Raw genomic sequence first — 26,739 nt, 5'->3', positions numbered from 1 at the left:
TGCCCACTGATGCTCAAACAGCCCTTCAGCAAGGCCGCAGGGAGCGGGACGACTGAGACGTACCCTTGCGGTACGTCGCAGGGAGGCACGCGACCGAGAACGCAGCTGAAGGGTCTGTTTCAGCATCAGGAATAGGCCCGTTCGTTGTGTTGGCTGAGATCCAACCCCATCGATTCCTCTTCCGCCGTCACCCGCAGACCGACGGTGCGATCGACGACCTTGAGAATCACGAATGTCATGCCGGCGGAGAACAAGCCGACCGCGGCGACGGTGAGCGCCTGTGCGCCAAGCAGGCCCGCGCTCCCGAAGAACAAGCCGTCGGCCCCGGAGGAGTTAACCGCCTTTGACGCGAAGAATCCCACGGCCAACAGCCCCACCACGCCCCCGACGCCGTGAATCCCCACGACATCCAGCGAGTCGTCATACCCGAACTTTCCCTTCGAGATGATGGCCGCGTACGACAGGCCGCCGGCCATCAATCCGATCACCAGCGCCGAAAACGGTCCGATGTAGCCGGCCGCGGGCGTCACGGTCGCCAACCCGGCCACGGCGCCGCTCGCGACACCGAGCACTGTCGGCGTTCCCCGATGAATCCATTCCACGGCCAGCCACATGAGAGCGCCCGATACGGCGGCCGTATGGGTTGCGACCACGGCCACGACCGCCACTTCGTTGGCTCCCAGCGCGCTGCCGGCATTGAACCCGAACCAGCCGAACCAGAGCAGGCCCGTCCCTAAGAGCGTCATCGGCAGATTGTGGGGCGCCATATAATCCGTCCCATAGCCATGGCGCGTCCCCAGCACCAGCGCGCACACCAAGGCGCTGACCCCCGAACTGAGATGCACGACGGCGCCGCCCGCAAAATCCAACGCTCCCAGGCCCGCCAGCCAGCCTCCGCCCCACAGCCAATGGGCGATCGGGGCATACACCCACAGCGACCACAGGCCGGCGAACAACATCAGCGCGCCGAACTTCATGCGCTCCGCGAAGGCGCCGGTGATCAAGGCGGGCGTGACCGCCGCAAACATCAGTTGGAAGACCATGAAGGCCTGATGGGGAATCGTCGGGCCGTAGGTCGCGTGGGGCGCCGTCCCCACCCCTTCCAATCCTACCCAGTCGAGCCCACCGATCATTCCGCCGGTGTCAGGACCAAATGCCAGGCTGTAGCCGGCCAGCACCCACAGGAGGCTCACCAGGCAGAGGATCACCAGACTGTGCATGATGGTGCCGAGCACGTTCTTGCTGCGCACCAGCCCTCCGTAAAACAGCGCGAGGCCCGGCACGATCATGGCCAGCACCAGCGCCGAAGACACCAGCACCCAGGCCGTATCGGCTCCATCGATCGTGGCCCGGGCGGGCACAACGGCCTCTTGCGCCCGAGCCATCGACTCTCCCAGGCACACGAGCACGAGCGCTCTTCCGATTGTTTGGCCCCACGCCACCGTCACGTCTTCCTTTCCGACCCGGCTTTCCGAGTCCTCCCCGCGACACAAAAACAGAAAGGCGCCCGTCACTCATCGTGTTGAGAATGACGGACGCCTTTGTCCGTGCGCCTGATTGTCGGAGCTGCCCTGAGGACTCCGTCGTCTCAGTTCAACTCGGCTGTTTGGTGATGCCGCAGCGCTGCGCCTTCCTCGGCGCGGCCGCTCAAAACGTCTTGTACTCCAGCCACTTCCCGTTCAGCGTGATCTTGCAGCGGGCTTCGCCTTGACTGCCCGTGACCTTTTCCATGTCGAGGGAGAAATCGATCGCGCTCATGATGCCGTCACCGAACATTTCGTTCGCCTGTTCGCGCAGGGAATCTCCGTACACGCCGATGATCTCCAGCAGGCGATACTTGAACGGATCCGTCGTATTCGGATAGTCCGCCCGCACGGGAAACTTGCTCAGCGCTTCGGTCGTCGGACCATCCAACTCCAACAGAGCCCCCACCTTCTTGGCCTCGTCCGGCGTGAACCGATGGTTGCCGTTCAGCGCGGCCGCCACAAATGTGGGATTCTTTCCGACGACCTTGGCGACGTCCGCGATCGTGATGTTCTTCTTCAACCGCTTGGCCTTCACCGCTGTTCGCACCGTTTCTTTGTCCATCGCGAGCTCCTCCTTCTTCTACGATAGCGCCGGCCCGGCCTCGGGAACGGCGGCGACTAGAACCGCACCAGGACCGGCGCGTCGACGGAATGCCCGTCTGCCGATCCAGCTCCAACGGCATGACTCGCATGCCGAACCAAGAAATGAATCACATGGTTCCTGATCTTGTAGTAGTGCGGATGCTCGATGACCGTCTCCCGCGATCGCGGCCGCGGAATCGTCACGTCCACCATTTCGCCGATCCGGGCGGACGGCCCGTTGGTCATCAAGAGAATCCGGTCCGACAACAAGATGGCTTCGTCCACGTCGTGCGTCACCATAAAGACCGTGTTCTTCGACGTGTTCCACATCTGGATCAGCTCTTCCTGAATCACGCCGCGGGTCAGGGCGTCGATTTGGGCAAAGGGCTCGTCGAGCAACAAGACTTTGGGTTCGATGGAAACCGCGCGCGCCAGCCCGACCCGCTGTTTCATGCCGCCGGACAAGGCCGTCGGGCGTTTGCCTTCCGCCCCCTTCAATCCCACCAGGGCGATGTACTTGTTCACATGCGCCGTCACCTGAGACGCGTCCCAGTTCGGATAGGCGGACCGCACGGCCAGCGCGATGTTCTCGAATACTGTCATCCACGGCATGAGGGAAAAGTTCTGGAAGACCACCATGCGGTCCAACCCAGGACCGGACACCTCGCGCCCCCCGAGCAGCACCCCTCCTTCGGAGGCCGTATCGAGCCCGGCGATGATGTTCAGCAAGGTGCTCTTCCCGCACCCGGAATGGCCGATGACCGTCACGAACTCTCCCTTTTCGATCTTGATCGTGACGTCCTTGAAGACGCACACCCGTCCATCGCCGGAGGGATTGGGAAAGTATTTGCTGACATTGTCGATTTGCAAAAAGGCCATGGATGACTCCTTGAAGATGGCTATCAGCTGTCAGATCGCTGACGACTTGGCTTCATCGCTCAGTCCTGATACGTCACCAACCCCGCCAGTTTGTTGAATCCCGAATCCAGGATGACGCCGACCGCCCCGACCACCAGGATGGCGAAGATCACGCCGGAAATGTCCAGGTTGTTCCACTCGATCCAGCTCAAATACCCGACGCCCAGTTCCCCGAGCAGCATTTCCGCCGGCACCACCGCCACCAGCGCGCTGCCGAACGAGATCCGCAAGCCGTTGACGATCGTAGGGGCGGCCCCCGGAAGAATGACGGTGAAGAGCCGCTTGAACCAGGACAGCTGCAAGATCGCCGCGACATGCAGATAGTCCTTGCGCAGTCCGTTCACCCCGAACGCCGTGGTCGCCAGCGTCGGCCACAGCGCGGCCATGAACACCACCAGGATGGCGGTCCACTTCGGATCTTTCACCGTGTAGAGCAGCAGCGGCATCCAAGCCAGCGGCGAAATCGGCTTCAAAATTTGGATGAACGGATTCACGGCTCGAAACAGCACCTTGTTCAAGCCCAACAGGACTCCCACGATGATCGCCACCACCGATGCGGCCAGAAAGCCGGCGCCGAACCGCGCGACGGTGTAGAACACCAGGAAGCCGATCCCATGGTCATTGGTGCCTTTTTTCACAAAGGCCTCGCTCAGCTCGACGCGGGCCTTGTCGAGCACGGCGAGCGGGCCGGGGATCCCTTGGACCTTCTCTTTCTCCGGATTCCACCGGTACGTGCCGTCCGCCTCGCGCACGATGTCGCCGTTGAACTCCATGAGCTGGAGTTGCTCGTCGGTCAGCCCCTTCGGGTCGAACGCCGTCCGCAGCGTGGCCAACTGCCATCCCGCGAGAAACACAACCAACAGAAATCCCGTGATCAACCAGGGATTGCCCCCCCTCTGTCCGGCCATGGTGCGCGTCTTCTCCTTGCTGGGTGTCCCGCGGGTCTCCGCCGGGATCTCGATCTCGGCTCTTCCCGGGACGGTCGTATTCACGAGCATCTCTGCCTCTCTCCTTCCTGGTGTTACGCCATACTGTGGATGGGAAAGCTCTTCACATAGGCGTCCGGCTGATGCGGATCAAATTCCCGTCCCATGATCACGTGTTTCGCCATCGTGCCCGCATGCGTGGGATAGCCGAGCTCTTTGGCGATCCGGTCGCAATCGGCGGCGCGATAGACCTGCTCGGCCACCGCCTTGTAGTTCACGTCGCCCTTCACATGCCCCCAACGCTTCATCTGCGTGAGGATCCAGACGGCCATCGAGTGCCAAGGATAGGGATCGAAGTCGATCCGGCTCGGCTCCTTCTTGATCGCCCCGAGCCCGTCCGCATAGGTGCCGGTCAGGACCTGTTCCAGAACCGTGACCGGCTGATTCAAGTAATTGGTCGGCGCGATCGCGGCGGCGATTTCCTTGCGGTGCGCGGGATTCGACGCATAGTGCGTGGCGTCGACGATCGCGCGGAATAGCGCCGCGAACGTATTTGGATACTTCGTGGCGAAGTCCTGCGACACGGTAAAGGCGCAGCAGGGATGCCGGTCCCAGATCTCTTTCGAAAGCTTGTAGATGAAGCCCACGTTTTCGTACACCGCCCGTTGGTTGAACGGGTCCGGCGCCAGATAGCCGTCCACGTTGCCCGCTTTCAGATTAGCCACCATTTCCGGCGGAGGCACGACACGAATTTGCACGTCCTTATCCGGATGCACGCCCCCTTCCGCGAGAAAATAGCGCAGCAGATAGTTGTGCATGGAGAAATCGAACGGCACGCAGAAGCGGAACCCCTTCATGTCCGCCGCCGATTTCACGCCCTTGTGCTTGATGTGCAGCGTGATCGCCTGGCCGTTGATGTTCTCGACGGCCGGCATGTAGAAGGGCTTGGGGACCGAGCCGGCTCCCAGCGTGATGGCGAGCGGCATCGGGGTCAGCATATGGGCCGCGTCCACTTCGCCGTTGATCGCCCAGTCCCGGATCATGGCCCAGCCCGCCGCGCGCTTCACCGACGCATTCAGGCCGTGCTTCTTATAAAAGCCCAACGGCTCCGCCATGATGATCGGCGTGGCGCATGTGATGGGGATGAAGCCGACGCTCAAGTCCGTCTTCTCGGGTTTCCCCACCGGATCCGCCGCCATCGCCGTCGCCGCCTTGAAGGGAAAGACCTCGGCGATGAGCGCCGTCAACGCCGTCGCCCCGAGCGCCGCCAAAAATTGACGCCGTGAGGGTCCGGCCCCTTCGATCACCGCGTGTACGACCGACTCCGCGACCGCTTTCTCGATCGCCGCCTCCGAGCCGAGGCTCGTGTCCGTCGCCGCCCCTCCGGCCGCTCGATCCGCCCACGTCTTGTTCTCCATGTTCTGGTCCCCCTCCGCCAGCTGCCGCCGGCCCCAAAAACAAAACGTCCCCATTCCCTTGTTCGGAAATGGGGACGCCGTTGTCCCGCCCAGCGTCCTGCACACGATGCGGGACGCTGTGTTCGTTCCGGACCAAATAAAAAGGCGCCCGTCACTCTGTACCAGAATGACGGACGCCTTTGTCCGTTGCCTTATTTCTGAGAGCCTCGCCGGGGCGCCGTTGCCTCGGCTCAACTCATAGTTTGCCCTTGTAGCACGACCCCCCGATGCTCGTCAACTACTTCTTTCGGAGGGGTCCGGAAATCTAGACGTCGTAATACAGGAAGAACTCATAGGGATGCGGACGCAGCCGCATCGTGTCCACTTCCTTTGTCCGTTTGTAGCTGATCCAGGCCTCGATCAGATCTTCTGAAAATACCCCGCCCTTCAGCAGGAATTGGTGATCTTTTTCCAGATTATGCAAGGCTTCGTCCAGGCTGCCCGGCATCGTCCGGATCTTGGCCGCTTCCTTGGGCTCGAGATCGTACAGGTCCTTTTCGGCCGGCTCGCCCGGATTGATCTTGTTTTCGATCCCGTCCAATCCCGCCATCAGCATGGCGGAGAAGGCGAGATACGGATTGGCGCCGGGATCGGGGAAGCGCACCTCGATCCGCTTCGCCTTCGGGCTCGGCGAATACATCGGGATGCGGATGCCGGCCGACCGGTTGCGGCTGGAATAGGCCAGCAACACCGGCGCTTCGAAGCCCGGCGTGAGCCGCTTGTACGAGTTGGTCGTCGGGTTGGTGAAGGCCGCGAGGGCCGGCGCGTGCTTCAAGATGCCGCCGATATAGTAGAGGCAGAGCTGCGAGACACCGGCGTATTCTTTCCCGGCGAAGAGCGGCTTCCCGTCCTTCCAAATGCTCTGGTGCGTATGCATACCGGAGCCGTTGTCGCCGAAGATCGGCTTCGGCATGAAGGTGACGGTCTTGCCGTGGCGGCGCGCGACGTTCTTGACGATGTACTTGTACATCATCATTTTGTCGGCGGTGCGGACCAGCGAATCGAACCGGATGTCGATCTCGGCCTGCCCGGCTGTCGCCACCTCGTGATGGTGCTTTTCGATTTCGATGCCGCACTTTTCCATCTCGAGAATCATCTCGGTCCGGATGTCCTGCTGGGTGTCGGTCGGCGCCACGGGGAAGTAACCTTCTTTGTGGCGGATCTTGCCGCCCAGGTTCACGCCGTCCTGCCCCATGTTCCACACGCCTTCTTCCGAATCGATGAAGTAGTACCCGCTGTGGCTCGTCTGGTCGTAGCGGGCCTGATCGAAGATGAAGAACTCGGCTTCCGGCCCCCAGTAGGAAATGTCGCCGAGCTTGGTGCTCTGCAAATACTTTTCCGCCTTCTGGGCGATGTAGCGGGGATCGCGATCGTAGGTCTCCCGGGTGATCGGATCCATGACGTTGCCGACGAGACTCAACGTCGGCACGGCGCAGAAGGGATCCAGGCAGGCGGTCGCGGGGTCCGGCACCACCAGCATGTCGCTGTTGTTGATCGCCTTCCAGCCTCGGATGGAAGAGCCGTCCAGCCCCGACCCGTCCTTGAACAGATTCTCCGTCAGCTCGCTCACGGGAATGCTGAAATGCTGCCAGGTGCCGATCAAGTCCACGAACTTGAGATCGACGACCTGCACCTTGTTCTTCTTCGCGAATTCCAAAACCTCCCGAACGTTCATCCCCTCCTCCTTTCAGGCTCACACACCAACGGTGAATCCTGGGTCAATGGTTACGCGGCGATGGCTCCCAAAAACGTCTCGATGTGCTGCCGCAGGCCTTGTCTGATGCGCTCGATCTGCGCGGGATCTTCGATTTTTCGCCCGTCGGCATCGGTCACGTAGAACACGTCGGCCACCTGGTCCAGCCTGGTGGAAATGCGGGCCGCGTGAACCGACAGCCCCTGGGCGAAGATGGCGTGGGTGATCACGTACAGCAGACCTTGCCGATCGTCCGCGAAGACGTCGACGATGGTGTACCGATCCGAGGTTTCGTTGTCGATCCGCACTTCCGTCGCCTGCCTGGCGGCCGGCAAGACCCGCGGCGCGGACAACCGCGTACCCCGGCGCACCACGTCTTCGATCCGCTCCGTGCCCTTCAAGACGGCGCATATCATATCGCCGACGGATTCCAACCGGTCGGCCGGCGGCGCGCCCGCATAATCGGGATCGGTCACCTGAAACGTATCGACCACGATGCCGTCCTGCCGCGTCATGATCTGCGCGTCCAGAATCTGCAGACCGTTGGCGGCCATCACGCCGGCCAACTTCGAAAAGATGCCCGGGATGAGATCGTTGAACGTCGTGACGGCGTACTCGCAGGTTCCCAGCGAGGCGTTGAATTCCGCGCTGACCAGCACGTCTCCCGGAGACAACCGGCGGATCACGTCCAACTGGGCGGCAATCCGCTTGGGCGCGGTGCCGTACGCGTACCGCAAGGGGAACTGCCCGAGCTGCGCTTCGACCCACTCCTGAGACACGTCCGGATTGCCGCGCAGCGGCGGCTGCCCGAGCACGTCGGCGACGATGCGCTTCAGCCGCTCCGGCGCTTCGGCGGCCTCCCGTTCGCCCGACACTTCCTGAATCGTCCGGAGATACAGCTCGATCAGCAACGATTCTTTCCACTTCGTGAGCACGCCGGGGCCGACGGCGGCGATATCGGCCGCCGTCAGCGCCAGCAACTTCCGCAAGACTTCCGGGGTGCCGACTTCCCGGGCAAAAGGCAGCACGACGCGTTCGTCGTTGGGATCGCGCCGGAAGGCCGTGTGAGCCATCAGCAGATGGCGGTGCACGAGAAACGTCAACGTGCGGCCGTCCGCTTCATCGAAGCCCAAGCGGGCCGCGGCTTCCTCGGCGATGCGCCGGCCCGCCTCACTGTGGTCTTCCTCCTGGCCCTTGCCCAAGTCATGCAAGAGGACGGCGAGGTGCAGCAGATCCTTCCGCTTGATCTCGCGGTACACGTCGCCGAGCACGCCGTTATCCTGATTAAGGGCCTCGACCTTGGCGACCGCCAGCAGGCTGTGCTCGTCCACCGTGTATTTGTGGTACTGGTTGAATTGCATCAGCCCGCGCACGGTGGCGAACACCGGGATGATTTTTTCCAGCAAGTGCGCCCGATGCATCGCCTCCAACGTCTGGGCCGTTCCCGGACCGGCGAGGATCTGCACGAACGTCCGGCTGACCTCCGGATCGCGGAATCCCCGGTCCGACAGTCCTTCCACGTGCCGGTGAATGTCCTCCAACAACGCCGTATCGATCGACAGCCGGCGGGAACGGGCCAGGTCGAACAGCCGCATGAGCAGGGCCGGACTTTCGAGCACCCGCGGACGCGCCTCGGCCGGCACGGTGAGCGTCTCCCCGTTCAACACGAAATGGGTGTCGAGCGCCGGAGCCGGCAGCCAGCTCTTGATTCTCGCCCACCACGATTGCGACCGGCAGCGGCGGATGAACCGGACGGACGCTTCGTGCAAGCCCACCGTATGGCGATAATACTGTTGCATGAACTGCTCGACGGCCAGCAGATGCGGGCGATTCTGAAACCCGAACCGCTCGGCCAGCCACACCTGCTCGTCGAACGACAAAATTTCCTGCGCCATGCCGGCATGGACATGGAGCAGCGAGCGCACGCGCAGCAGGAATTCGCGCGCCTCGCTGACGGTCACATAATCCTGCCGCGACAGGATGCCGCGGTCCGAGAGTTCCCGAATCGTGGGGGCTTGATAGCGCGCCAGCCCCGCCCATTGCAGGACGTGGAGATCCCGGAGACCGCCCTTGCTTTTCTTCACGTTCGGCTCGAGCAGATAGACCGTCTCGCCGAACTTCTCGTACTCGCGCTGCCGCTCGTTCAGTTTCAGATCGAGATACCTGTCCACCCCGGCGGTCGCCACTTTGCGGAGATAAGCCGAATGGAACTCCTGAAAGAGCTGCGGGTTGCCGGTCAAGAATCGCGCTTCCATCATAGAGGTGCGGACCGTGACGTCGGTCAGCCCCAGGCTCAGGCAGTCTTGGATAGTCCGCACACTGTGGCCCACTTGAAAGCCCACGTCCCACAATGGATGCAACACCTGCCGGACGAACTCCGGAACGATCTTCGCGACCTCCGGCCGGTACAGCACCATGAGATCCACATCGGAGTACGGCGCCATCTCCCGGCGGCCGTAGCCGCCCAGCGCCACCAGGCAACAATGTTGGAACGCGGCCGACATCACCGCCTCGTCGCCCTGCCGGGCGGCGTTCCGATAGCGGCCGATGATCAAACCGTCCACCAAGTCCGTCTGCGCCGCCACGATCTCGGTCCCCGACGCGCCCTCCATCAAACGCTGGGCGATGGCTTGCCGCTGCTCCGCCAGCACGGCGCCCACCGTCGCGCCGTCCGCGTCATGCAACGCCACCGCCCGTTGATCCGGCATAAAGCTCACAGAGCCGTATCCCCCGTTTCTCCAGTGCGAATCCGGACCGCCGTCTCGAGATCGCGCACGAAAATCTTGCCGTCGCCGATGCTGCCGGTTTTCGCCGTACGCGTGATCGTATCCAACACGCGCTGCACCTGGCTGTCCTGCACGGCCACTTCGACCTTCACTTTCGGCACGAATTCGATCGTGTATTCCTGGCCGCGATAAGTCTCTTTGTGTCCCTTCTGGCGGCCGAAGCCTTTGACTTCGGTGACGGTCATGCCTTGGATGCCGATTTCCAACAAGGCGTCTTTGACCTCATCCAGCTTGAACGGCTTGATGATGGCTTCGACCAATTTCATGTCGATCCCTCCAGGCTAGAGGCAAGGGGCCAGGGGCTCATCGATACGTTCGGCTTTTGCTGACAACCTAGCCTCTCGCCTCTAGCCCCTCGCCCGCTCACGAATATGCCCTTTCATTATGTTGACTTAGATCCAAACCGGTGGCTTCCTCATCCGGCTGAATGCGCAATCCCGTCACGCCGTCCACAATCTTGAGAATCACGTAACTGCCGACGGCGGAAAACACCGCCGTGACCACGGCAGTCAGCGCTTGCACGCCGAACTGGCCGGGGTTGCCGTAGAATAAGCCGTCCGCGCCCCCGGCGTTGATCGCTTTGCTGGCAAACAAACCTGTCGCCAGGATACCGAGGATCCCTCCAACCCCATGAATCCCCACGACATCGAGCGAGTCATCATAGCCGAACCGCCCCTTCCACACAATTGCGAAATAGCAGACCAGACCGGCGAAAAAGCCGATCACCATGGCCGGAAACGCCCCGATGTAGCCGGCCGCCGGCGTGACCGTCGCCAAGCCCGCCACCGCGCCGCTGGCCACGCCCAGGACGGTCGGCTTGCCGCGATGGAGCCATTCCACCAGGCACCACATCAATGCGGCCATCGCCGCAGCCGTGTGGGTCGCGACGATCGCGGACACCGCCACGCCGTTGGCCGCCAGCGCGCTGCCGCCGTTGAACCCGAACCAGCCGAACCACAGCAGGCCCGTGCCCAAGAGCGTCATCGGCAGATTGTGCGGGGCCATATAATCCGTCCCGTATCCCCGCCGGTGCCCCAACACGAGGGCGCAGACCAACGCCGCCGCGCCGGAGCTGATATGGACGACGGCGCCGCCCGCAAAATCCAGCGCGCCCATTTTGGCGAGCCACCCGCCGCCCCAAATCCAATGGGCGAGGGGCACGTAGACGAGCACCGACCACAGGGCGGAAAACAGCACCATCGCGCTGAACCGCTTGCGCTCGGCAAAGGCTCCGGTGATCAAGGCCGGTGTAATGGCCGCGAACATGAGCTGAAACAGCATGAAGGCTTGATGCGGTATCGTCGGGCCATAGGAGGGATGCGGCTCCGCCCCCACGCCGTTGAGCCCGATCCAATCAACTCCGCCGATCACGCCGCCCTTGTCCGGACCGAAGGCCAGACTGTACCCGAACAGCACCCACAACAGGCTGACCACGGCCAGGATCATGAAACTTTGCATGATCGTCCCCAGGACGTTTTTGCTGCGCACCAGCCCTCCGTAGAACAGAGCGAGGCCGGGCGCCAGCATGGCCAGGACCAGCGCGGAGGAGATCAACACCCACGCGGTATCTCCGGTGTCGGCTTTGAGAGGCGCCGCAGCCTGCGCCCAAGCCGATGCCGGCATCAGGACCGCGGTCAATGCAACCATGCCGCTGGAGAGCAGGCCCATCCAACCCGTTCGTATGCGCACATCCGCCTCCTTCTGTAACCCACCGCTCGTTGCCTGCGCCCTCCCCTCCTCTTGAGAGGAGGACGCCGATGGCCGCCTAGAACGTCTTGGTGAACTTCAGCTTGTAGAAGTCCTGGTTGTCGGTAAAGTCGTGGCCGGTGGTGAACCGGAAGGCCATGCCGCCGGCCAGCTTCAGCTCGACATACGGTCCCAACCAACGATAGTAGTCTTGCTGAGCCCCCGGTGCGCTGTTGTCGCGCGTCGTCAGCAAATGCTCGTAGTGCACGCCGAGCGAGAACATGCTGTTCACGCGATAGCCGACGTTGGCCCAGTAGTGCAGGAAGTCCCAGGTGCCGCGCGCACCGCCCTGTGTGGGACCGAGGCAATTTCCCCCCGCTGCCGGCACCGGAGTACAGGTAGGTCCAGTATCACCCGGACTTCCCCCCTCGCTCCGGATCGCCTTGTAGTAGCCCAAGTAGAATTCGCCTTCGACGTACTTGTCGATGTAATTCACCGTGATGTTCGGCACGGCGCCCTCGAAGGCCGTCGTCCGCTCGTTCACGCTGCCGCCTCCGTTCGGGAAGAAGCCGCCGCGGGACGACAATAACTGGCCATGGACGAAGCCGATCATCGGCGTGATCGCGAGCCGCTTGTCGAGAAACGTGAGGCTCAACCCGATGTCCGTCTCCAGCCAAGGATTGGCGTCGTGGACGCCGACGCCGGAAATCATCGTCCAATAGGTAAAGTTGAAGGCTAGGGCCACATTTTCCGTAAGGCCATAGGTACCGTAAACCTGCGGGTTGAAGCCGAAGAAGCTGTCGGCTTGCAGGGCCATCGTGACGGTCACGGGATGCTTCTTCGTATCCATCAAATCTTCGGTCACTCTCGGCGTCAGAACGTCCACCTCCTGCGCGTGGCCGAGGGAGCCGACCAACAGACTCCCCGCCAGGATCACTCCACATACCGCCCCACTCCCACGTCGTCGTTCGAACATTGACATGGCACCTCCCAAGAATGAAAAGACATTGTCTTTCGCCGGCTCCACGATGGAGCGGCGTGCCCACATTCTCTGGCGCCATTGCCAGTGGAAACGACCGACGCCATTGTCGGTCTCTGCAAGGCCGCAGCACGTTTCAACAACCTGCCTAGCGGTAGCCGTTCGTAATCGGCATCCGCCGATCCTTGCCGAACGCCCGCAAGGTGATCTTGATGCCGATCGGCGCTTGCCGCCGCTTGTACTCGCTGCGATCGACCATCGCCATCACTTTGGCGACGACGGCGCGGTCGTAGCCCATCTCCACGATCTCTTCGATAGACCGGTCCTCTTCCACATAGGCTTTGAGAATCGGATCCAACACGCTGTACGGCGGCAGACTGTCTTCGTCCTTCTGGTCCGGCCGCAACTCGGCGGTCGGCGCGCGATCGAGCACGCGCTTCGGAATCACCGGCGCCGGCCCTCTCGCGTTGCGCAGCCGCGACAAGGCGTAGACCATCGTCTTCGGCACGTCTTTGATGACCGCGAAACCGCCCGCCATGTCGCCGTACAAGGTCGCGTAGCCCACGCTCATTTCGCTCTTGTTGCCGGTGGTGAGGACCAGATGGCCGAACTTGTTCGAGAAGGCCATCAGGACGTTGCCGCGAATCCGTGCCTGAAGATTCTCCTCGGTCGTATCGACCGGCTTTCCCTGAAACGCCGGCGCCAGGGCATCCCGGTACGACTGGAAGGTCGGCGTGATCGGGATCGTCCGGTACTCGATCCCGAGCCGGCGCGCGAGCTCCGCCACGTCTTCTCCGCTTTCCCGCGACGTATAGGGGGACGGCATGAAAATGCCCAGCACGTTCTGCGGACCCAGCGCATCGACGGCGATCACCGCGGTGAGCGCCGAATCGACGCCGCCGCTCAGCCCGATCACCACGTTCTTGAAGTGATTCTTCCGGACGTAGTCCTGCACGCCCACCACCAGGGCGCGATAAACTTCGTCCAGTTCGCCGAGGGGGGCTTCCAGCGGCGGCACGAGGCGCGGCCGCTTCGCCGACCCCGCGGGAACCTTGACGGTAATCCGCTCCACCGCCCCGGCCATCGAGGCCGTGAGCCGCTTCTTGCGCCCCTGGGCGAGGCGATGGCGCGCGACGGCTTCGATGTTCAGATCGGCGACGATCAGATCCTCCGCAAAGGCTTTTCCGCGCGCGACGATCTCGCCGTTTTGATCCACGATGACGCTGTTCCCGTCGAACACCAACTCGTCCTGCCCGCCCACCGTATTGGTGTAGCTGACGATCACGCCGTTTTCGCGCGCGCGCGTGGCGAGCATGTGCTCCCGTGCCCGGCTCTTGCCGATGTGAAACGGAGAGGCGTTGATATTGACGATCACATCGGCGCCGGCCGCGGCCTGCCAGCGCGTCGGGCCGTCGGGGACCCAGATGTCCTCACAGATGTTGACGGCGATTGTCACGCCTCGAAGTGTGAACAAGGGAAGCCGGCGGCCCGGATCGAAGTACCGGCGCTCGTCGAAGACGCCGTAGTTCGGGAGAAGCCATTTGCTATAGGTCGTGACGATGCGCCGTTCTGTCATCACGGCCGCGGCATTGGAGAGGGCATGGTGCCCGGCCGCAATCACCGTCGCCTGTCGCGGCTTCGCGGTATCCGCCTCGCCCTGTCCGACATAGCCGACCACCGCGATGAGGCCCTTGCAGTCTTTCGCAATGTCATCCAACGCGCGACGATTGTCGGCCACAAAGCGCGGCTTCAGCAGCAAATCCTCGGGCGGATAGCCGGTGACCGCCAATTCGGGAAACGCCACGACATCAGCCTTGGCCTTCCGCGCTTCCTTCAACCAGGCCTTGATCAGACGGGTGTTCCCGGCGATGTCGCCGACCGTCGGGTTGATTTGGGCCATGGCGATTCGAAGCGTCCGCATAAAGATACATTCAGCTTTCAGCAGTCAGCGATCAGCCTAAACGGAAAAAGTCCGTCTTACGCTGATGGCTGAAGGCTGACGGCTGGCCGCTCCCCGGTACATTCCAATCAAAAAAAAACGCCCTCCGGTCTCTTCTCATGAAGAAGAGGCCCGAGGACGTCATTGTCCTGCTTCGCTTATACCGCCACCGGGAGACTCCATTGTCCCCGGAAAAAGGTAGGCCTTTATAGCAATCGCCCTTCGCTCCTGTCAATGGTTCGGCATCCCGCCTTTCGGAGGGGACCAGCGCGGATTCCCGGACGCGCTTATGCTACACTGGCTCCCTTCGGAGAACCGCGTGGGCAACATTCGTACGATACAGCTCCTCCGCTCTCTGCTTATGGCCACCGTCTGTACTTTGGCGGGCTGCGGCCTGCTGGCACCGGACGTCATCCCGGTGAAGAGCGGACCGGAAGGAGCCGTCGTGCTGGAACGGCTCGCGTCTCGCGGAACGACCGTCCGATACAGCGGGCCACTGAAGTCGTTTCGGGCCGGCCATCCGGTGTCCATCTCGTCCGACGTCGTTGAACGGGTCGTGCTGGGTATTCACGTCGGCATTGCGCCGGCGGACGGCGATGGCGCGAGCCGGGGCATCAAGCCCGCCCCGCTGTTTTCCGCCAAAGAGACCGCCTTTCTGGCACCGGCTATTGCCGCCGCGCTGGAGCGCGCCGAGCCGGATCAACGCGTGCGATTCCAGGTCGGGCCCGACTCGGATCGCACCGCCGGCACATTGTACGTGGACGGCGGGACCATTCGGCTGGCCTTGAGCCACCTGCACGCCTCTCCTCAGACAAAAGACGAACCTCTGTCGATCTACGTCTTATCGTTCAAACCGGAACAGGCCCAGGAAGCGTCGTCGAACGGACAGCGGTGGGCTGAAATCGAGCCGGAACAGCCGCGGCTCGCGATCAATTATGCGGCGCTGCGGACAATTTCTTCCCCCGCTACCCCGCCCTCGACACCGGCTCTTTCGAGCGGCGACCAGCGATCGATGAAAGAAGTGGTGGACCAACAGGCCAAAGAGCTGGACGCGTTGAAGGCGGAGTTGGAAGCGCTCAAGAAGCGGATGCAGACTCAACCTGCGCGCTAGTTCAATACCGGCGCAGCGCAGGCGCGGGCAGATCCCACAGGCAGTGCCTCACCGCCGTCCACGCCGCTTCTTGAAACCGCGCCAGCGCGTGAGCCGAGTTGGCGACCACCTTGACCGCGAGACCGGGAGCGGCCGGCTCGGATACTCCGCCGAGCAACGCTCCGGGTTGCCGATCACAGACTTCACCCAGGCGCTCATGAAGCCGCTTAGCGCCATCCGCGGAAATCCCGCCGCCCACCACGAAGAGCGAGGCCACGTAGTCCCATTGAACCGCAACGGTGCCGACTGTCTCCGGCGTCAATTGGAATCGTTCGACGACGGCGCCCCCGGAATCGCAGTGGATCTGAATCTCATTGGCATACTCGGCAAAGACCCAGCGTTCGCCCCGCGCAATGCGGCCGGAGGCCATCGCGTCCCACAACACGAGCGTCGCACCGGGAGCCAGGCCGACGTGGATCGACTGCTGAAAGCGCGATCCGGCGAAGGGAATCGTCAGTTCCGGCAGCCATTCCAGTCGCGCGCCCGGCCCCACCGAGAGACGGATGTCCTGTACAGCCGGCTCTGAGACGCTTCTATAGACCCGGTTGGCCGACGGGCTGGTCATCACGACATGCGTGTCGTCGCGCAGCTCTGCCGCAACGGTGACATGGTCCCCGCCGACCAAACCGCCGGACGGGTTGACCAACCACGTATAGGCGCAGCCGCTGTCGTCCAAATGGGACGGAGGGAAGTAATGCCACGGGCTGGAGCAGGATGATCGAGCCAGGATGGTGCGCGGTCCCTTCCGTTCGAATCGGTACTCCGCCGCGCCGCAGCGGCCGACGGCATCGAGCCGCACGGCTTGCGACGCCGCATTCGACATGTTGTCAGCGGCGATGCGCATGGCGCGGAATCAGTTGCTCGACCCAGGCAATGACCTGATCGAGACCCTGGCCGGTTTTGAGATTGGTAAAGACAAACGGCAGGCTGCCACGCATGCGCCGGCTGTCGCGGTCCATCACCGACAAATCCGCGCCGACGTGCGGGGCAAGATCGATTTTATTGATGATGAGCAGATCCGACCGCGTAATGCCCGGCCCGCCTTTGCGCGGGATTTTGTCGCCGGCGGCCACGTCGATGACGTAGATCACTTTGTCCACTAATTCGGGGCTGAACGTCGCGGCGAGATTGTCGCCGCCGCTCTCCACGAACATCAACTCGGCGTCGGGATGGCGCTTCAATAAATCGTTCAGGGCCTCCTGATTGTGCGACGCATCTTCGCGGATGGCCGTGTGCGGGCAGCCGCCGGTCTCGACGCCGAGAATCCGATCTTGCGGCAAGGCGCCGCGGCGCGTGAGAAACTCGGCGTCTTCTTTCGTAAAGATGTCGTTGGTGACGACGGCCAGGCTGTAGCGATCGCGGAGCTTCAGGCAGAGCGCTTCGACCAGCGCCGTCTTGCCGGATCCCACCGGCCCGCCGACGCCGATGACGGGAATGTGCCGCTGACGCGCCGCCGTCGTTCGGCCATTGCCGCAGAGATGTTCGTCGGAACGATGCATGAAAATTCCTCCTCACCTTCGCCTCTCCCCACGGTGGGGGAGAGGTTAGGGAGAGCGGCTCCTAAGACCGAAACAACCGCGACTCCAGCCGGCTGTGTCGCATGGCGTAGATATCTTGCACCGGCGACCAGGAGCGGAACACTCGCTGCGGCGCCGCCTGCTTGCTGACGCGCCCGATTGCCGGAAGCCAGCTTTCGATCAACCCCTGCCCTTCCCGCTGGCCGATCGGAAGCAACTTCATCGCGGCCGCGACATATCCTGTCGCTGCCTGATAGAGAAATGCGGCAATGGAGTCTTCTTTGGACCATCCGGCAGACGCCAACGCTAGCCCAAGGGCGACAGCCATGTGTCCGGGCGTCTTTTCAGACTCGACCAGTGCCTGGTAATCCGCCAAGAGAGGAGGCGGCTCGCTCTGCCCAGCGGCAACGCGTATCACTTGCCGCCCCATTTGCCGGCTGGCGGTTCGTCCCTCACAGCTCAGCTTCATCGCATCCAGTTCTCGATCAGCTTTCAAGGCCGTTTCAAGACGGCCGGACACGAACGCGTCGTGCGCGACCCCAGCAGCGACTGCTTCACGTTCTCCTATTCCTGTCGTCAACGACTCGAACACGAAACGAGACAGGTCTTCAGCATTCTTGACCAGCCCGCCGTACACCGCCGCTTCCAACCCTGACGAGAAGGCATACCCGCCGGATGGGAAAAAGCTGTCGACAAAGCGAAGGCCGCGGAGCAGGGACAGCGCGTTCATAGGCAGCCGTCAAAATAAAAAGTAGCGTTGGGCCATCGGAAGAACCGCCATCGGCTCGCATTTCAACACTTGCCCATCCGCCTTCACGACATAGGTTTCCGGATCGACGTCGATGCGCGGGAGCGCGTCGTTCAGCTTTAAATCCCGTTTGCCGATGCCGCGGCATTTCTTAATCGCCGACACGGTCTTTTGCAGCCGCAACGTGGCCGGAACATTTCGCTCCAGCGCCGCTTTCGACACGAACGTCAGGCTCGTCGTAAACGGCGCGCGGCCGAAGCTGCCGAACATCGGCCTCGTCAAGACGGGCTGCGGGGTCGGGATGGAGGCGTTGGGGTCGCCCATCGCGGCGGACATCGGAAAGCCGCCCTTCAAAACGATCTCGGGCTTCACGCCGAAGAAGGCCGGCTTCCAGAGGACGAGGTCCGCCAATTTGCCGACTTCCACCGAACCCACCTCATGAGCGATGCCGTGCGCGATGGCCGGATTGATCGTGTACTTGGCGACGTACCGGCGCACGCGGAAGTTGTCGTTCGCCGCCGACAGCTTCTCGGCCGCCGTTTGCGACAAATGCCCCCGCTGCACTTTCATCTTATGAGCCGTCTGCCAGGTGCGGATGATCACTTCGCCGACACGGCCCATGGCTTGCGAGTCGGATGACATGATGCTGATGGCGCCCATGTCATGCAGAATATCCTCCGCTGCGATGGTCTCGCGTCTGATTCGCGACTCGGCGAACGCAATGTCTTCCGGCACACGCGGATTCAAATGATGGCAGACCATCAGCATGTCGAGATGCTCGTCCATCGTATTGACAGTGAAGGGCATGGTCGGATTCGTCGAGGAGGGCAGCACGTTGGCTTCGCCGCAGACCTTGATGATGTCCGGCGCATGGCCGCCCCCCGCCCCTTCCGTATGGAACGAGTGGATGGTGCGGCCCTTGAAGGCCTTGATCGTGTCTTCGACGAACCCGGCCTCATTCAACGTATCGGTGTGAATCGCGACCTGCACATCGTATTCTTCCGCCACGTCGAGACAGGTGGAAATCGCCGCCGGCGTCGTCCCCCAATCTTCATGCAGCTTGAGCCCGATGGCGCCGGCTTCCACCTGTTCACGCAATCCGTCGGGTAATGAGGCATTGCCTTTGCCGAGAAAGCCCAGATTGATCGGAAGCCCGTCCGCTGCTTCGAGCATCCGGTGGATGTTCCAGGGACCGGGCGTGCAGGTCGTGGCGTTCGTGCCGGTTGCCGGCCCCGTGCCGCCGCCGATCAAGGTGGTCAGTCCGTTCGCCAGCGCTTCGGTGATGATCTGCGGGCAGATGAAATGGATATGCGTGTCGATCCCGCCCGCCGTGATGATCTTGCCTTCCGCCGACAGCACTTCCGTTCCTGGGCCGATCTCCATTCCCTTCGTGACGCCGTCCATCAGATCGGAGTTGCCGGCCTTCCCAATGCCGGCGATGCGGCCGTCGCGAATGCCGATGTCGGCCTTCACGATGCCCCACCAGTCGATGATGATGGCGTTGGTGATGACCAGATCGAGCGCGCCCTTGGCGCGTGTCGCCGCGGGCGATTGCCCCATGCCGTCGCGGATGACTTTGCCGCCGCCGAATTTGGCTTCCTCGCCGGGCACGGTGAGGTCGCGCGTAATCTCAATCAGCAACTCGGTGTCGGCCAGGCGGATGCGATCGCCGGCCGTCGGGCCGTAGAGATCGTTGTACTGGCGGCGCGGAATTCTCATTGCCTGCCCCTCCGCTAGAGCTGCCGTATGCGGACGACTGACTCGACGTGTTCTTGGCCAGAGCAAGGATAGAAAGGGAAAATCAACGTCGTTCCTTCACGTACGACGGTATCTTGCTATCATCAAACCACTGCGGTGAACATGGCTCAAGATAGGAACCTGCGATAAGGCCTCTGTCGGCATAAGCCTGAGATGGCGTAGGCAAGTATCCGATGTTTGCCAGTTTCACGGTCCCTGGCTTGAAATCCTGCTTACTGAACGGGTTAATTTCTTTGCCAATATAAACGACCTCGTCCGTATGTCGGACATAGCGAGATTCTTTAAAGTAGAGCCTTGCTCCTTGATCTCCCTTATCCCCAAAGCTAGAAAACGGCACTACAACGACATCTTCCCTGCCAACCGGGCATAATTTGGACCCCGGCGCTACAACATTAGGCCATACACACGACGTCAGGCAAAGGCAGATTCCTAGGCTAACTGTGAACGCTCCACAAATCCTTCGGCGCATATCTATTCTTCTTTGCTCCGGCCCCGTGAGGATAGACTTGTAGTCCGAAAAACTAGAACTCCGCTGCTTGTGCCGTTCTCCGCTAATTCAAGCCCGCAACGACGAACTAATGCTGCCTCCAGCTCGACTGACGTTGTAAATGCCATAAGTCATAAGCGCTATAAGCCTTCTTTCATGTCCTTCTTGCCCTTAAACTGTTGTGATTCCAAATTAGCGACATGGTTGAGATACCTTTGGGCTAGTGAACGCGCTAATGCTTCACTGCTGTATTCCAATCCAAACGGGTGCGGCCCATAGACAGTGAGCAGATTTTGGTTCTCATTTGTATGAAGAGTTCCCCCATTCCGCCATTCATGGATGTAGTGATGATTGGGATCATATCTCCGGTATTTGTCTTCTAAGAGCCTTTCGATTGAGGGCAACGTCTCATTGAGTATGACGGAATCAGAGATAAGGTCCACTTTCATCATCACACCGGAAAAATCGAGAGCTAGTGGTGTTTTGCTAGTGCGTGACACAACATTCGCCGTGAGCACCTTGTCAGGATGGGCTACCGCCAAACCAGGATTTCCAGCGAAAGCCACTGTAAGCTCAAATGGAGTTCCAGAAATGATTACGGGACGAGCACTGAGATACATAAAAGCTTTGTGATAGAGACGCTGACTACCCATCTTGTCTAAATACTCGCCCGTGATGTTTAGACTTATTAAAGTATCTATATCTCCACGGCTATAGGCGCTTTCGCGGACATATTTTTGAAGCAGCGTCTCTAAGTGTTCTTTAGTTTCAATATGCCGTACATCAAGCTCTGTACCGGAGCCATCTCCCATGGTGACACGGTCCACTCCGGGCAGTGCATTTAATTTCCGGACAGCTAGAAGAATGTCATCGTCCCAAGAAAATGGCGCGAACGGCTTCAATGGTTCCGTTGCTGGCTGGAGTTTTTGCCCTTCTCTCGCTCGGTTTTTCTTGTTGGGCTCTAGTTGCCTCTGTAGCAGGTCTTTTGCACGTTGCTCACCGACGCTTTCGGCGACAGTCACTGGGGGGCATAGTAAAACGGCGCCCAACACTAATATTAGCAATAGAGCCATCAGCCTTACCTTAGCTTAGTGGACCAGATGTTAATCGGCACTCCGCCGCTCAAGATTCAGTCATTGAACCCATCGACATGTCATAGCTATGGATTGACAAAGCGGAATGACACCACGAATCGCTGGCTTAGGTCAATTAATAAGTCGGCCGCACGACACTCGTGGCGCTGCCGGCATTGCATACGCCTGTAAAATCCCAACTGGAACCCTGTGCTGTAATCGTGACAGGCATGGTATTGGGTCGAGGGATGTAAAGAGCAAATCCACCTGCGCCTATCCCAATGATAGGAAATACACGGGGCGTTGCCAAAAGGCCAGCAGCGTTGAAGTACGCTTGACCAGTACAGTTCGGCTGGTCATAGATGACACGCGCATTACCGAAAAATTGTGCTGAGGACACATGAGCGACCATGGACTGCCCTGGAATGTCCAAAGCGACCGCGGCACTTATGGCAACATCCGTAAGAGCGGATGGAATCGCCGAAATCCCCACTACCTCGCCCACGACAGTATTGCTTACATCCACCACGGTAGGGTCCTTTTTTGCATTCAGGGCCAGCGCAATGTCATTAAGAACGATGGTCAGTAACAGGGTAAGCAGCACAGAGCAGTAAGGGTGTAATCGCATGACAGAACCTTCCGTCTAAAGGTTTAACGAGCCAATGATACGCCCCCTCACCTTCATCCTCTCCCCCTCGCAGGGGGAGAGGGCTGGGGTGAGGAGGTGATAAATCCTTGTTCCCTTGCCCGTCCCAGCGCTCGCTCCCTCACCGCTAGATCATCCAGTCGGCCATTGACCAGGCCGTTGATTCCATACGCCACGCGGTTTCCACCAATCGCTACCAGCTTCACGCGTTTCTCCTCGCCCGGCTCGAACCGCACGGCCGTCCCCGCCGGCACTTGCAACCGGAAGCCGTAGGCCTTCTCGCGAGCGAATCGCAAAGCGCGATTCGCTTCGAAGAAGTGGCAGTGCGAGCCGACTTGAATCGGCCGGTCACCGGTGTTCGCCACCGTCAGCTCCACAGTCTGCCGGCCGGTGAACGCCACGATGTCGCCGTCGCCGAGGATCACTTCGCCGGGAATAACAGCAGCGGGATGGAGGGATCTAACAGGCTTCTTTCTAGGTGAGATCTTGTGTCGAGACTTTGCTCCCGTCGCTTTAGTCTTTGTTTTCATAGTTATCTCCGAACGTCGTTTTTATCTTTCGGCCGGAACTTTTCATACACCCATCCCTGTGAGATCGAGAAATTTCTTAATACTGAAAAATGGAGGCGCTAGCATAGATTGTTTATCGAGCAGATCGCTGGTTAAGTGATACTTTCCCTGCCTATCAGGCCTTAACGGAATTATGTCGATAAGCTCCAACAAATGCTCGCTGCTAATCCAATAGCCTCGATGAGAAGCCTTGTGCAACAATACTGCACCCCAACTGGAAATCCCGGCCCCTTCCGAATCAGTTTCTAGTATCTTGACGTGTTCTTCAGGTATCCCCCACCATCCGTCCAGAGTTGTAGATCCGTGCGCGAGTAGAAATGTTGTTTTTCCGTCCTTCAAAGCAGCACAGTATTTCCCTTGACGGAACTCCCTGATCTCTATTCCGGCCTCTTGCAAATGTTCCTTGAACTCCTCAACTAAATCTCTTGGTTTAGAGCTCCCCAAAATTTCCGAAATGGATTTCCGGGTTTGGTCATCCATGCGTCACCTATTCAACGATCAGCCTATCGAATCGGCTCGTGCACCGTCACCAGCTTCGTCCCGTCCGGAAACGTGCCTTCGACTTGCAGCTCGGGAATCATCTCCGCCACGCCCGGCATCACGTCCTGCTTCTTCAGCAATGTCGCGCCGTAGCTCATGAGATCCGACACGGAGCGGCCGTCGCGGATACCTTCAAGGATGGCGGCGGTGAGATAGGCCATGGCTTCGGGGTGGTTCAACTTGAGCCCGCGCGCCTTGCGCTCCTTGGCGAGATTCGCCGCGACATAGATGAGCAGCTTTTCCTGCTCGCGTGGTGTCAGATGCATAAGCCTTTTCTTATTCCGGCGCCAAAGGACCGAAATCCTGCGCCACCGCTCGGACCAGCGGATTCAAAGCAAAGATGTTCAAATCCGGCACGAACATCCTGACCTTGATCCAGACCGTTTGCCCTTTTTCAAGTCGCGGCCCATGCCTCGCCTGTAGTTGGTTAATGCAATTTCCTCGCACCAAGACGTCGATTGACCCCGAGTGGTCCTTCATCGTCACGAAATAGCTGCCGACGCATGGAGCCGCCAACTTCCAGCTTTCAAAATTCTCCTCGGTGACGGGCTCCACCGTTTCAACGACGCCGGCGATCACGACGTCACGCCCGACCAACGAGCTGGCCCGTTCGCGCAACTCTTGGATCGGCACCTGCTTCCCCACGGGAAGCTCTGCACCGACTGCACCGGCACATGTGATGACGGCAGCCATCACGGGCACCATGGCCGCCATTATCCGCCGGCAAGTCACTTCGCTCTATATCCTCTTCTCCCGGCAGGTGCCGCCGGCTTGGCGGCGCGCGCGGGGACTGTCTATCTCTTCTGATAGGTCCCCTGATGATCGATCCAATCGCAGCCCTTGTCCGGATTAGTGTACTCGCTCCAGGGCTCCGGTTTGACCAACCCTGTGGAGCGCCAGACGATTTTGAACTGGCCGTCCTTGAGGATCTCGCCGATCAGCACCGGCTTGTGCGTATGATGGTTGGCCGGGTCCATCATGATTTCGCCGCCCGGCGCCAGGAACTTCCGCCCGTAGACTGCCTTGCGCACGGCCTCCACATCCGTCTTTCCGGCTTTTTCCACCGCCTGCTTCCACACGTGCACACCGAAATAGGCCGCTTCCATCGGGTCGTCCGTGACGCGCTTGTCGCCGTCGGGCAGATTGTTCCTCTTGCAATAGGCTTTAAAGTTCGCCACGAACTGCTTGTTCTGGGGCGTGTCGACGCTCTGAAAGTAATTCCACGCGGCTAGATGGCCGACCAGCGCCGTGGTATCCATGCCCCGCAATTCGTCCTCCGCCACGCTAAACGCCATGATGGGCGCATCTTCGGCGCGCAAGCCCTGCCTGGCGAATTCTTTGTAGAACGGCACGTTGCTGTCGCCGTTGATCGTGCTGATCACACAGGCCCCGCCACCGGCCGCGAACTTTTGAATCCTCCCGACGATGGCGTGATAATCCTGGTGGTGGAACGGCGTGTATTCTTCCATGATGTACGCTGGCGGCACTTTCTTCGCCACCAGCATCGCGCGCAGGATTTTGTTCGTCGTGCGCGGATAGACATAATCCGTCCCGAGCAGATAAAACTTCTTGTAGCCGCCGCCGGCCTGGCTCATCAAGTATTCCACCGCCGGCACGGCCTGCTGGTTCACCGCCGCACCGGTGTAGAACACGTTGTGCGAACACTCTTCGCCTTCGTACTGCACGGGATAGAACAACAACCCGTTGTTTTTTTCGAACACCGGCAGCACGGACTTGCGGCTCACCGACGTCCAGCAGCCGAACACGACCGCCACCTTGTCTTGGAGCAACAGTTGCTTGGCCTTTTCGGCGAACAAATCCCAGTTCGACGCCGGATCGACCACCACGGGCTTGATCTGCCGGCCCAACACGCCGCCCTTGGCATTGATCTCCCCCACCGCCATCAGGACGACGTCGCGCAGCGAGACCTCGCTGATCGCCATCGTGCCGCTCAACGAGTGCAGCACGCCGATTTTAATCGGCTCCCTGTCCGCCGCATACGACAACGCCCACTGGCCCAGATTGCCGAGCAGGGAGGCGATCCCTACGCCGGCCGTCATCCGAACGCCACGCACCAACAATTCACGCCGCGACGCGTCTTCGCCACTCACGTCTTTCTGTTCATCGATCCGCTGGTGTGACACGGTCTGCCTCATTTCACCGCCGGGCGCGGTTAGCAGTGGTACGGGGTGGACATGACTCTGTCGCCGCTGAACCGCTTGCCGTTTTTTTCCACGCCACCCTCGTCATCGACGATGAACCCTTGGCTTCGCTCCCGATGGCGAAACCACGCCGGCATCGCGACGCAATCGAACGCTTCACCGGCAGACTCGGCGCGGACCATGTCGAGCTGGGCTCACACACGACTACCCCGACTCCAGGAGCAGATGCGCCCGAAGACCGTCGAGTTGGAGGAGGTGAGAAAAAACCTGCGACCGTCGGCTCGGATGCACGAGCGGGCCTCGTACACCGTATGCCGGCGGAAAGAGGGCTATCGGCTCTTCACACCCGCCCGCTCTTCGATCTCACCCGCGAGCAGAATCGCCTCGGCGATTTCGCGCATCGACTTCCGCAGATCCATGCTCTGGCGCTGGATCAGCTTGAACGCGTCCTCTTCCGACAGCTTCTTGGATTTCATGAGATAGCCTTTGGCCCGTTCCAGCAGCTTGCGGACCGCCAACGCCTCCTGCATTTCGAAAGATTTTTCCATCAGGGTCGTGTGTTCGATGGCAATCGCCGCTTGGTTGGCGATGGTTTGCATCAGACGGATATCTTCGGAGGTAAACGTATGCGGCACGGACGTGTAGCTGTTGATCACGCCCACGGCCTTGTCGCGCATCAGCATCGGCACGCTCAATAACGAGCAGAGCCCTTCCTTCACCGCCAGATCCGGATACATGTACGTGCGTTCTTTGGTGACATCCGGCACGATGATCGGCCGGCGCTCCTGCACCGCTTTGCCGCTGATGCTCTGCCCGATCTTCAAATGCGGCTTGCGCCGATACTCTTCGCTCAGGCTTTGCGTGGCCGCAATGCGCAGATCGCCCGTCTGCTCGTCCAGCAACATGACCGAGCAGATTTTGGAGCCCATCATCTGCGCGGTCATCGTGACGATGAGCTGCAGCATGTCGTCGATCAGCCGGTTGGACGCCACCGTATCGGACACTTGTGACAACGTCTCGAGCTGGAGCGCTTTCCGCTTCATCTGATCGTACAACCGCGCGTTTTCGATGGCGCCGCCGACCTGGTTCGCGATGGTGGTCAGCAACGCCAGCTCGTCCTCCCGGTATCGGCGCGGTCGTTTATGCTGCACATTGATGACGCCGATCACTTCCTTTTTCACCATGATGGGAACGGACACGAAGGCCTGATACCGATCCTCGGGAAGATTGTTGTAGAACTTAAACCGCGGATCTTCGCTGGCGTTGCTCGGGATCACGACGCGTGTCCGCTCGCGGGCGACCCACCCCGTGATCCCTTCACCGAGACCGATGGTGATTCGCCCGATGAGTTTGGGGTGCGGGTTTTTGGACGCCCGCAAAATCAGCTCATCACGGCGATCCGACAGCAGATACAAGAGGCAGGCATCCGCTTTGGTGACTTCCACGACGACGTCCACGATGTGCCTGAGCACCGCTTCCAGGTCCAAGGTATTGCTGATCGATTCGCTGATGCGGTGCAGTACATCGACTTCGCGGGTTTTTTCCCGCAGGGCCTGTTCCAACTGCGCGGTCGATGTCTTTCTGCCTTCCATACCGG

The 26,739-nt window shown here is 60.7% G+C and carries 25 protein-coding genes; 1 reads left to right on the top strand and 24 read right to left on the bottom strand.

The window, feature by feature from the left end; genetic code table 11:
• Positions 1–125 precede the first annotated feature (125 nt).
• The 11 genes from NITMOv2_RS05915 to NITMOv2_RS05865 all read right to left on the bottom strand — a co-directional run bounded on the left by NITMOv2_RS05915 (position 126) and on the right by NITMOv2_RS05865 (position 14,474).
• Complete coding sequence (locus NITMOv2_RS05915) at positions 126–1,343, bottom strand: ammonium transporter (RefSeq protein ID WP_053382012.1); 1,218 nt, start codon at positions 1,341–1,343, stop codon at positions 126–128.
• A gap of 304 nt (positions 1,344–1,647) precedes the next feature.
• Positions 1,648–2,088, bottom strand: a complete 441-nt coding sequence (gene cynS / locus NITMOv2_RS05910; protein ID WP_053378992.1) for a cyanase — start codon at positions 2,086–2,088, stop codon at positions 1,648–1,650.
• Between the two features lie 56 nt (positions 2,089–2,144).
• Positions 2,145–2,987 carry an ABC transporter ATP-binding protein gene (locus NITMOv2_RS05905; protein WP_053378991.1) on the bottom strand — a complete coding sequence of 281 codons (843 nt, stop codon included), beginning with the start codon at positions 2,985–2,987 and terminating at the stop codon, positions 2,145–2,147.
• Positions 2,988–3,046: 59 nt separating this feature from the next.
• Positions 3,047–4,024 carry an ABC transporter permease gene (locus tag NITMOv2_RS05900; RefSeq protein WP_053378990.1) on the bottom strand — a complete coding sequence of 326 codons (978 nt, stop codon included), beginning with the start codon at positions 4,022–4,024 and terminating at the stop codon, positions 3,047–3,049.
• A gap of 23 nt (positions 4,025–4,047) precedes the next feature.
• On the bottom strand, positions 4,048–5,370 hold the full coding sequence (locus NITMOv2_RS05895; protein WP_420799891.1) for a CmpA/NrtA family ABC transporter substrate-binding protein: 1,323 nt from the start codon (positions 5,368–5,370) through the stop codon (positions 4,048–4,050).
• Between the two features lie 304 nt (positions 5,371–5,674).
• A complete protein-coding gene (gene glnA, locus NITMOv2_RS05890; RefSeq protein ID WP_053378989.1) occupies positions 5,675–7,084 on the bottom strand; it encodes a type I glutamate--ammonia ligase in 1,410 nt (469 codons plus the stop codon).
• A gap of 50 nt (positions 7,085–7,134) precedes the next feature.
• Positions 7,135–9,810 carry a [protein-PII] uridylyltransferase gene (glnD, locus tag NITMOv2_RS05885; protein WP_053378988.1) on the bottom strand — a complete coding sequence of 892 codons (2,676 nt, stop codon included), beginning with the start codon at positions 9,808–9,810 and terminating at the stop codon, positions 7,135–7,137.
• A 5-nt stretch (positions 9,811–9,815) separates the two neighbouring features.
• Positions 9,816–10,154 (bottom strand): P-II family nitrogen regulator, encoded by a 339-nt coding sequence (locus NITMOv2_RS05880; protein ID WP_053378987.1) that lies wholly within the window; start codon positions 10,152–10,154, stop codon positions 9,816–9,818.
• Positions 10,155–10,251: 97 nt separating this feature from the next.
• A complete protein-coding gene (locus NITMOv2_RS05875; RefSeq protein WP_053382010.1) occupies positions 10,252–11,511 on the bottom strand; it encodes an ammonium transporter in 1,260 nt (419 codons plus the stop codon).
• Positions 11,512–11,653: 142 nt separating this feature from the next.
• A complete protein-coding gene (locus NITMOv2_RS05870; protein ID WP_145976185.1) occupies positions 11,654–12,550 on the bottom strand; it encodes a DUF6733 family protein in 897 nt (298 codons plus the stop codon).
• A 151-nt stretch (positions 12,551–12,701) separates the two neighbouring features.
• Complete coding sequence (locus NITMOv2_RS05865; protein ID WP_053378985.1) at positions 12,702–14,474, bottom strand: NAD+ synthase; 1,773 nt, start codon at positions 14,472–14,474, stop codon at positions 12,702–12,704.
• Between the two features lie 337 nt (positions 14,475–14,811).
• Here NITMOv2_RS05865 and NITMOv2_RS05860 point away from each other — a divergent pair, with 337 nt between their 5' ends.
• Positions 14,812–15,603 carry a hypothetical protein gene (locus tag NITMOv2_RS05860; protein WP_145976184.1) on the top strand — a complete coding sequence of 264 codons (792 nt, stop codon included), beginning with the start codon at positions 14,812–14,814 and terminating at the stop codon, positions 15,601–15,603.
• 1 nt (position 15,604) lies between these two features.
• Here the strand turns inward: NITMOv2_RS05860 and NITMOv2_RS05855 are convergent, their stop codons facing one another.
• The 13 genes from NITMOv2_RS05855 to NITMOv2_RS22530 all read right to left on the bottom strand — a co-directional run bounded on the left by NITMOv2_RS05855 (position 15,605) and on the right by NITMOv2_RS22530 (position 26,734).
• Entirely contained in the window at positions 15,605–16,486 is an 882-nt protein-coding gene (locus NITMOv2_RS05855; RefSeq protein WP_053378983.1) for an urease accessory protein UreD, read from the bottom strand.
• Positions 16,470–17,141: an urease accessory protein UreG gene (gene ureG, locus NITMOv2_RS05850; RefSeq protein WP_083447783.1), complete on the bottom strand. Its 672-nt coding sequence runs from the start codon at positions 17,139–17,141 to the stop codon at positions 16,470–16,472. The genes NITMOv2_RS05855 and ureG overlap by 17 nt, the downstream gene beginning before the upstream one ends.
• A gap of 61 nt (positions 17,142–17,202) precedes the next feature.
• Positions 17,203–17,889: an urease accessory protein UreF gene (locus tag NITMOv2_RS05845; protein WP_053378982.1), complete on the bottom strand. Its 687-nt coding sequence runs from the start codon at positions 17,887–17,889 to the stop codon at positions 17,203–17,205.
• A gap of 9 nt (positions 17,890–17,898) precedes the next feature.
• Positions 17,899–19,626: an urease subunit alpha gene (ureC, locus tag NITMOv2_RS05840; RefSeq protein ID WP_053378981.1), complete on the bottom strand. Its 1,728-nt coding sequence runs from the start codon at positions 19,624–19,626 to the stop codon at positions 17,899–17,901.
• Between the two features lie 666 nt (positions 19,627–20,292).
• Complete coding sequence (locus NITMOv2_RS05835; RefSeq protein ID WP_145976183.1) at positions 20,293–21,174, bottom strand: hypothetical protein; 882 nt, start codon at positions 21,172–21,174, stop codon at positions 20,293–20,295.
• Positions 21,175–21,361: 187 nt separating this feature from the next.
• Positions 21,362–21,853 (bottom strand): hypothetical protein, encoded by a 492-nt coding sequence (locus tag NITMOv2_RS23280; RefSeq protein ID WP_145976182.1) that lies wholly within the window; start codon positions 21,851–21,853, stop codon positions 21,362–21,364.
• 53 nt (positions 21,854–21,906) lie between these two features.
• Complete coding sequence (ureB, locus tag NITMOv2_RS05830; RefSeq protein ID WP_053378979.1) at positions 21,907–22,401, bottom strand: urease subunit beta; 495 nt, start codon at positions 22,399–22,401, stop codon at positions 21,907–21,909.
• A 42-nt stretch (positions 22,402–22,443) separates the two neighbouring features.
• The gene (locus NITMOv2_RS05825) at positions 22,444–22,920 is read right to left on the bottom strand and encodes a relaxase family protein (protein ID WP_053378978.1); all 477 of its coding nucleotides are present in this window, start codon (positions 22,918–22,920) and stop codon (positions 22,444–22,446) included.
• Between the two features lie 23 nt (positions 22,921–22,943).
• Positions 22,944–23,246, bottom strand: coding sequence for an urease subunit gamma (ureA, locus tag NITMOv2_RS05820; RefSeq protein WP_053378977.1), 303 nt, complete (start codon positions 23,244–23,246; stop codon positions 22,944–22,946).
• 10 nt (positions 23,247–23,256) lie between these two features.
• Entirely contained in the window at positions 23,257–23,673 is a 417-nt protein-coding gene (locus tag NITMOv2_RS05815) for a hypothetical protein (RefSeq protein ID WP_145976181.1), read from the bottom strand.
• A 101-nt stretch (positions 23,674–23,774) separates the two neighbouring features.
• Entirely contained in the window at positions 23,775–25,040 is a 1,266-nt protein-coding gene (urtA, locus tag NITMOv2_RS05810; protein WP_053382008.1) for an urea ABC transporter substrate-binding protein, read from the bottom strand.
• Positions 25,041–25,153: 113 nt separating this feature from the next.
• The gene (locus NITMOv2_RS23800; protein WP_187299372.1) at positions 25,154–25,324 is read right to left on the bottom strand and encodes a hypothetical protein; all 171 of its coding nucleotides are present in this window, start codon (positions 25,322–25,324) and stop codon (positions 25,154–25,156) included.
• Positions 25,325–25,471: 147 nt separating this feature from the next.
• A complete protein-coding gene (locus NITMOv2_RS22530; protein ID WP_083447782.1) occupies positions 25,472–26,734 on the bottom strand; it encodes a GAF and ANTAR domain-containing protein in 1,263 nt (420 codons plus the stop codon).
• Positions 26,735–26,739 lie beyond the last annotated feature (5 nt).

It is taken from the genome of Nitrospira moscoviensis, from assembly GCF_001273775.1.
Classification (GTDB): domain Bacteria; phylum Nitrospirota; class Nitrospiria; order Nitrospirales; family Nitrospiraceae; genus Nitrospira_D; species Nitrospira_D moscoviensis.
This window is presented reverse-complemented; position numbering and strand designations above follow the sequence as displayed.

Bases quoted from the DNA above. Each gene is read 5' to 3' on its own strand.
- cynS (WP_053378992.1), bottom strand. From the start codon at position 2,088: ATGGACAAAGAAACGGTGCGAACAGCGGTGAAGGCCAAGCGGTTGAAG.
- NITMOv2_RS05905 (WP_053378991.1), bottom strand. From the start codon at position 2,987: ATGGCCTTTTTGCAAATCGACAATGTCAGCAAATACTTTCCCAATCCC.
- NITMOv2_RS05900 (WP_053378990.1), bottom strand. From the start codon at position 4,024: ATGCTCGTGAATACGACCGTCCCGGGAAGAGCCGAGATCGAGATCCCG.
- NITMOv2_RS05895 (WP_420799891.1), bottom strand. From the start codon at position 5,370: ATGGAGAACAAGACGTGGGCGGATCGAGCGGCCGGAGGGGCGGCGACG.
- glnA (WP_053378989.1), bottom strand. From the start codon at position 7,084: ATGAACGTTCGGGAGGTTTTGGAATTCGCGAAGAAGAACAAGGTGCAG.
- glnD (WP_053378988.1), bottom strand. From the start codon at position 9,810: ATGCCGGATCAACGGGCGGTGGCGTTGCATGACGCGGACGGCGCGACG.
- NITMOv2_RS05880 (WP_053378987.1), bottom strand. From the start codon at position 10,154: ATGAAATTGGTCGAAGCCATCATCAAGCCGTTCAAGCTGGATGAGGTC.
- NITMOv2_RS05875 (WP_053382010.1), bottom strand. From the start codon at position 11,511: ATGCCGGCATCGGCTTGGGCGCAGGCTGCGGCGCCTCTCAAAGCCGAC.
- NITMOv2_RS05870 (WP_145976185.1), bottom strand. From the start codon at position 12,550: ATGTTCGAACGACGACGTGGGAGTGGGGCGGTATGTGGAGTGATCCTG.
- NITMOv2_RS05865 (WP_053378985.1), bottom strand. From the start codon at position 14,474: ATGCGGACGCTTCGAATCGCCATGGCCCAAATCAACCCGACGGTCGGC.
- NITMOv2_RS05855 (WP_053378983.1), bottom strand. From the start codon at position 16,486: ATGCGCATCGCCGCTGACAACATGTCGAATGCGGCGTCGCAAGCCGTG.
- ureG (WP_083447783.1), bottom strand. From the start codon at position 17,141: ATGCATCGTTCCGACGAACATCTCTGCGGCAATGGCCGAACGACGGCG.
- NITMOv2_RS05845 (WP_053378982.1), bottom strand. From the start codon at position 17,889: ATGAACGCGCTGTCCCTGCTCCGCGGCCTTCGCTTTGTCGACAGCTTT.
- ureC (WP_053378981.1), bottom strand. From the start codon at position 19,626: ATGAGAATTCCGCGCCGCCAGTACAACGATCTCTACGGCCCGACGGCC.
- NITMOv2_RS23280 (WP_145976182.1), bottom strand. From the start codon at position 21,853: ATGCGATTACACCCTTACTGCTCTGTGCTGCTTACCCTGTTACTGACC.
- ureB (WP_053378979.1), bottom strand. From the start codon at position 22,401: ATGAAAACAAAGACTAAAGCGACGGGAGCAAAGTCTCGACACAAGATC.
- NITMOv2_RS05825 (WP_053378978.1), bottom strand. From the start codon at position 22,920: ATGGATGACCAAACCCGGAAATCCATTTCGGAAATTTTGGGGAGCTCT.
- ureA (WP_053378977.1), bottom strand. From the start codon at position 23,246: ATGCATCTGACACCACGCGAGCAGGAAAAGCTGCTCATCTATGTCGCG.
- NITMOv2_RS05815 (WP_145976181.1), bottom strand. From the start codon at position 23,673: ATGGCTGCCGTCATCACATGTGCCGGTGCAGTCGGTGCAGAGCTTCCC.
- urtA (WP_053382008.1), bottom strand. From the start codon at position 25,040: ATGACGGCCGGCGTAGGGATCGCCTCCCTGCTCGGCAATCTGGGCCAG.
- NITMOv2_RS23800 (WP_187299372.1), bottom strand. From the start codon at position 25,324: ATGGTCCGCGCCGAGTCTGCCGGTGAAGCGTTCGATTGCGTCGCGATG.
- NITMOv2_RS22530 (WP_083447782.1), bottom strand. From the start codon at position 26,734: ATGGAAGGCAGAAAGACATCGACCGCGCAGTTGGAACAGGCCCTGCGG.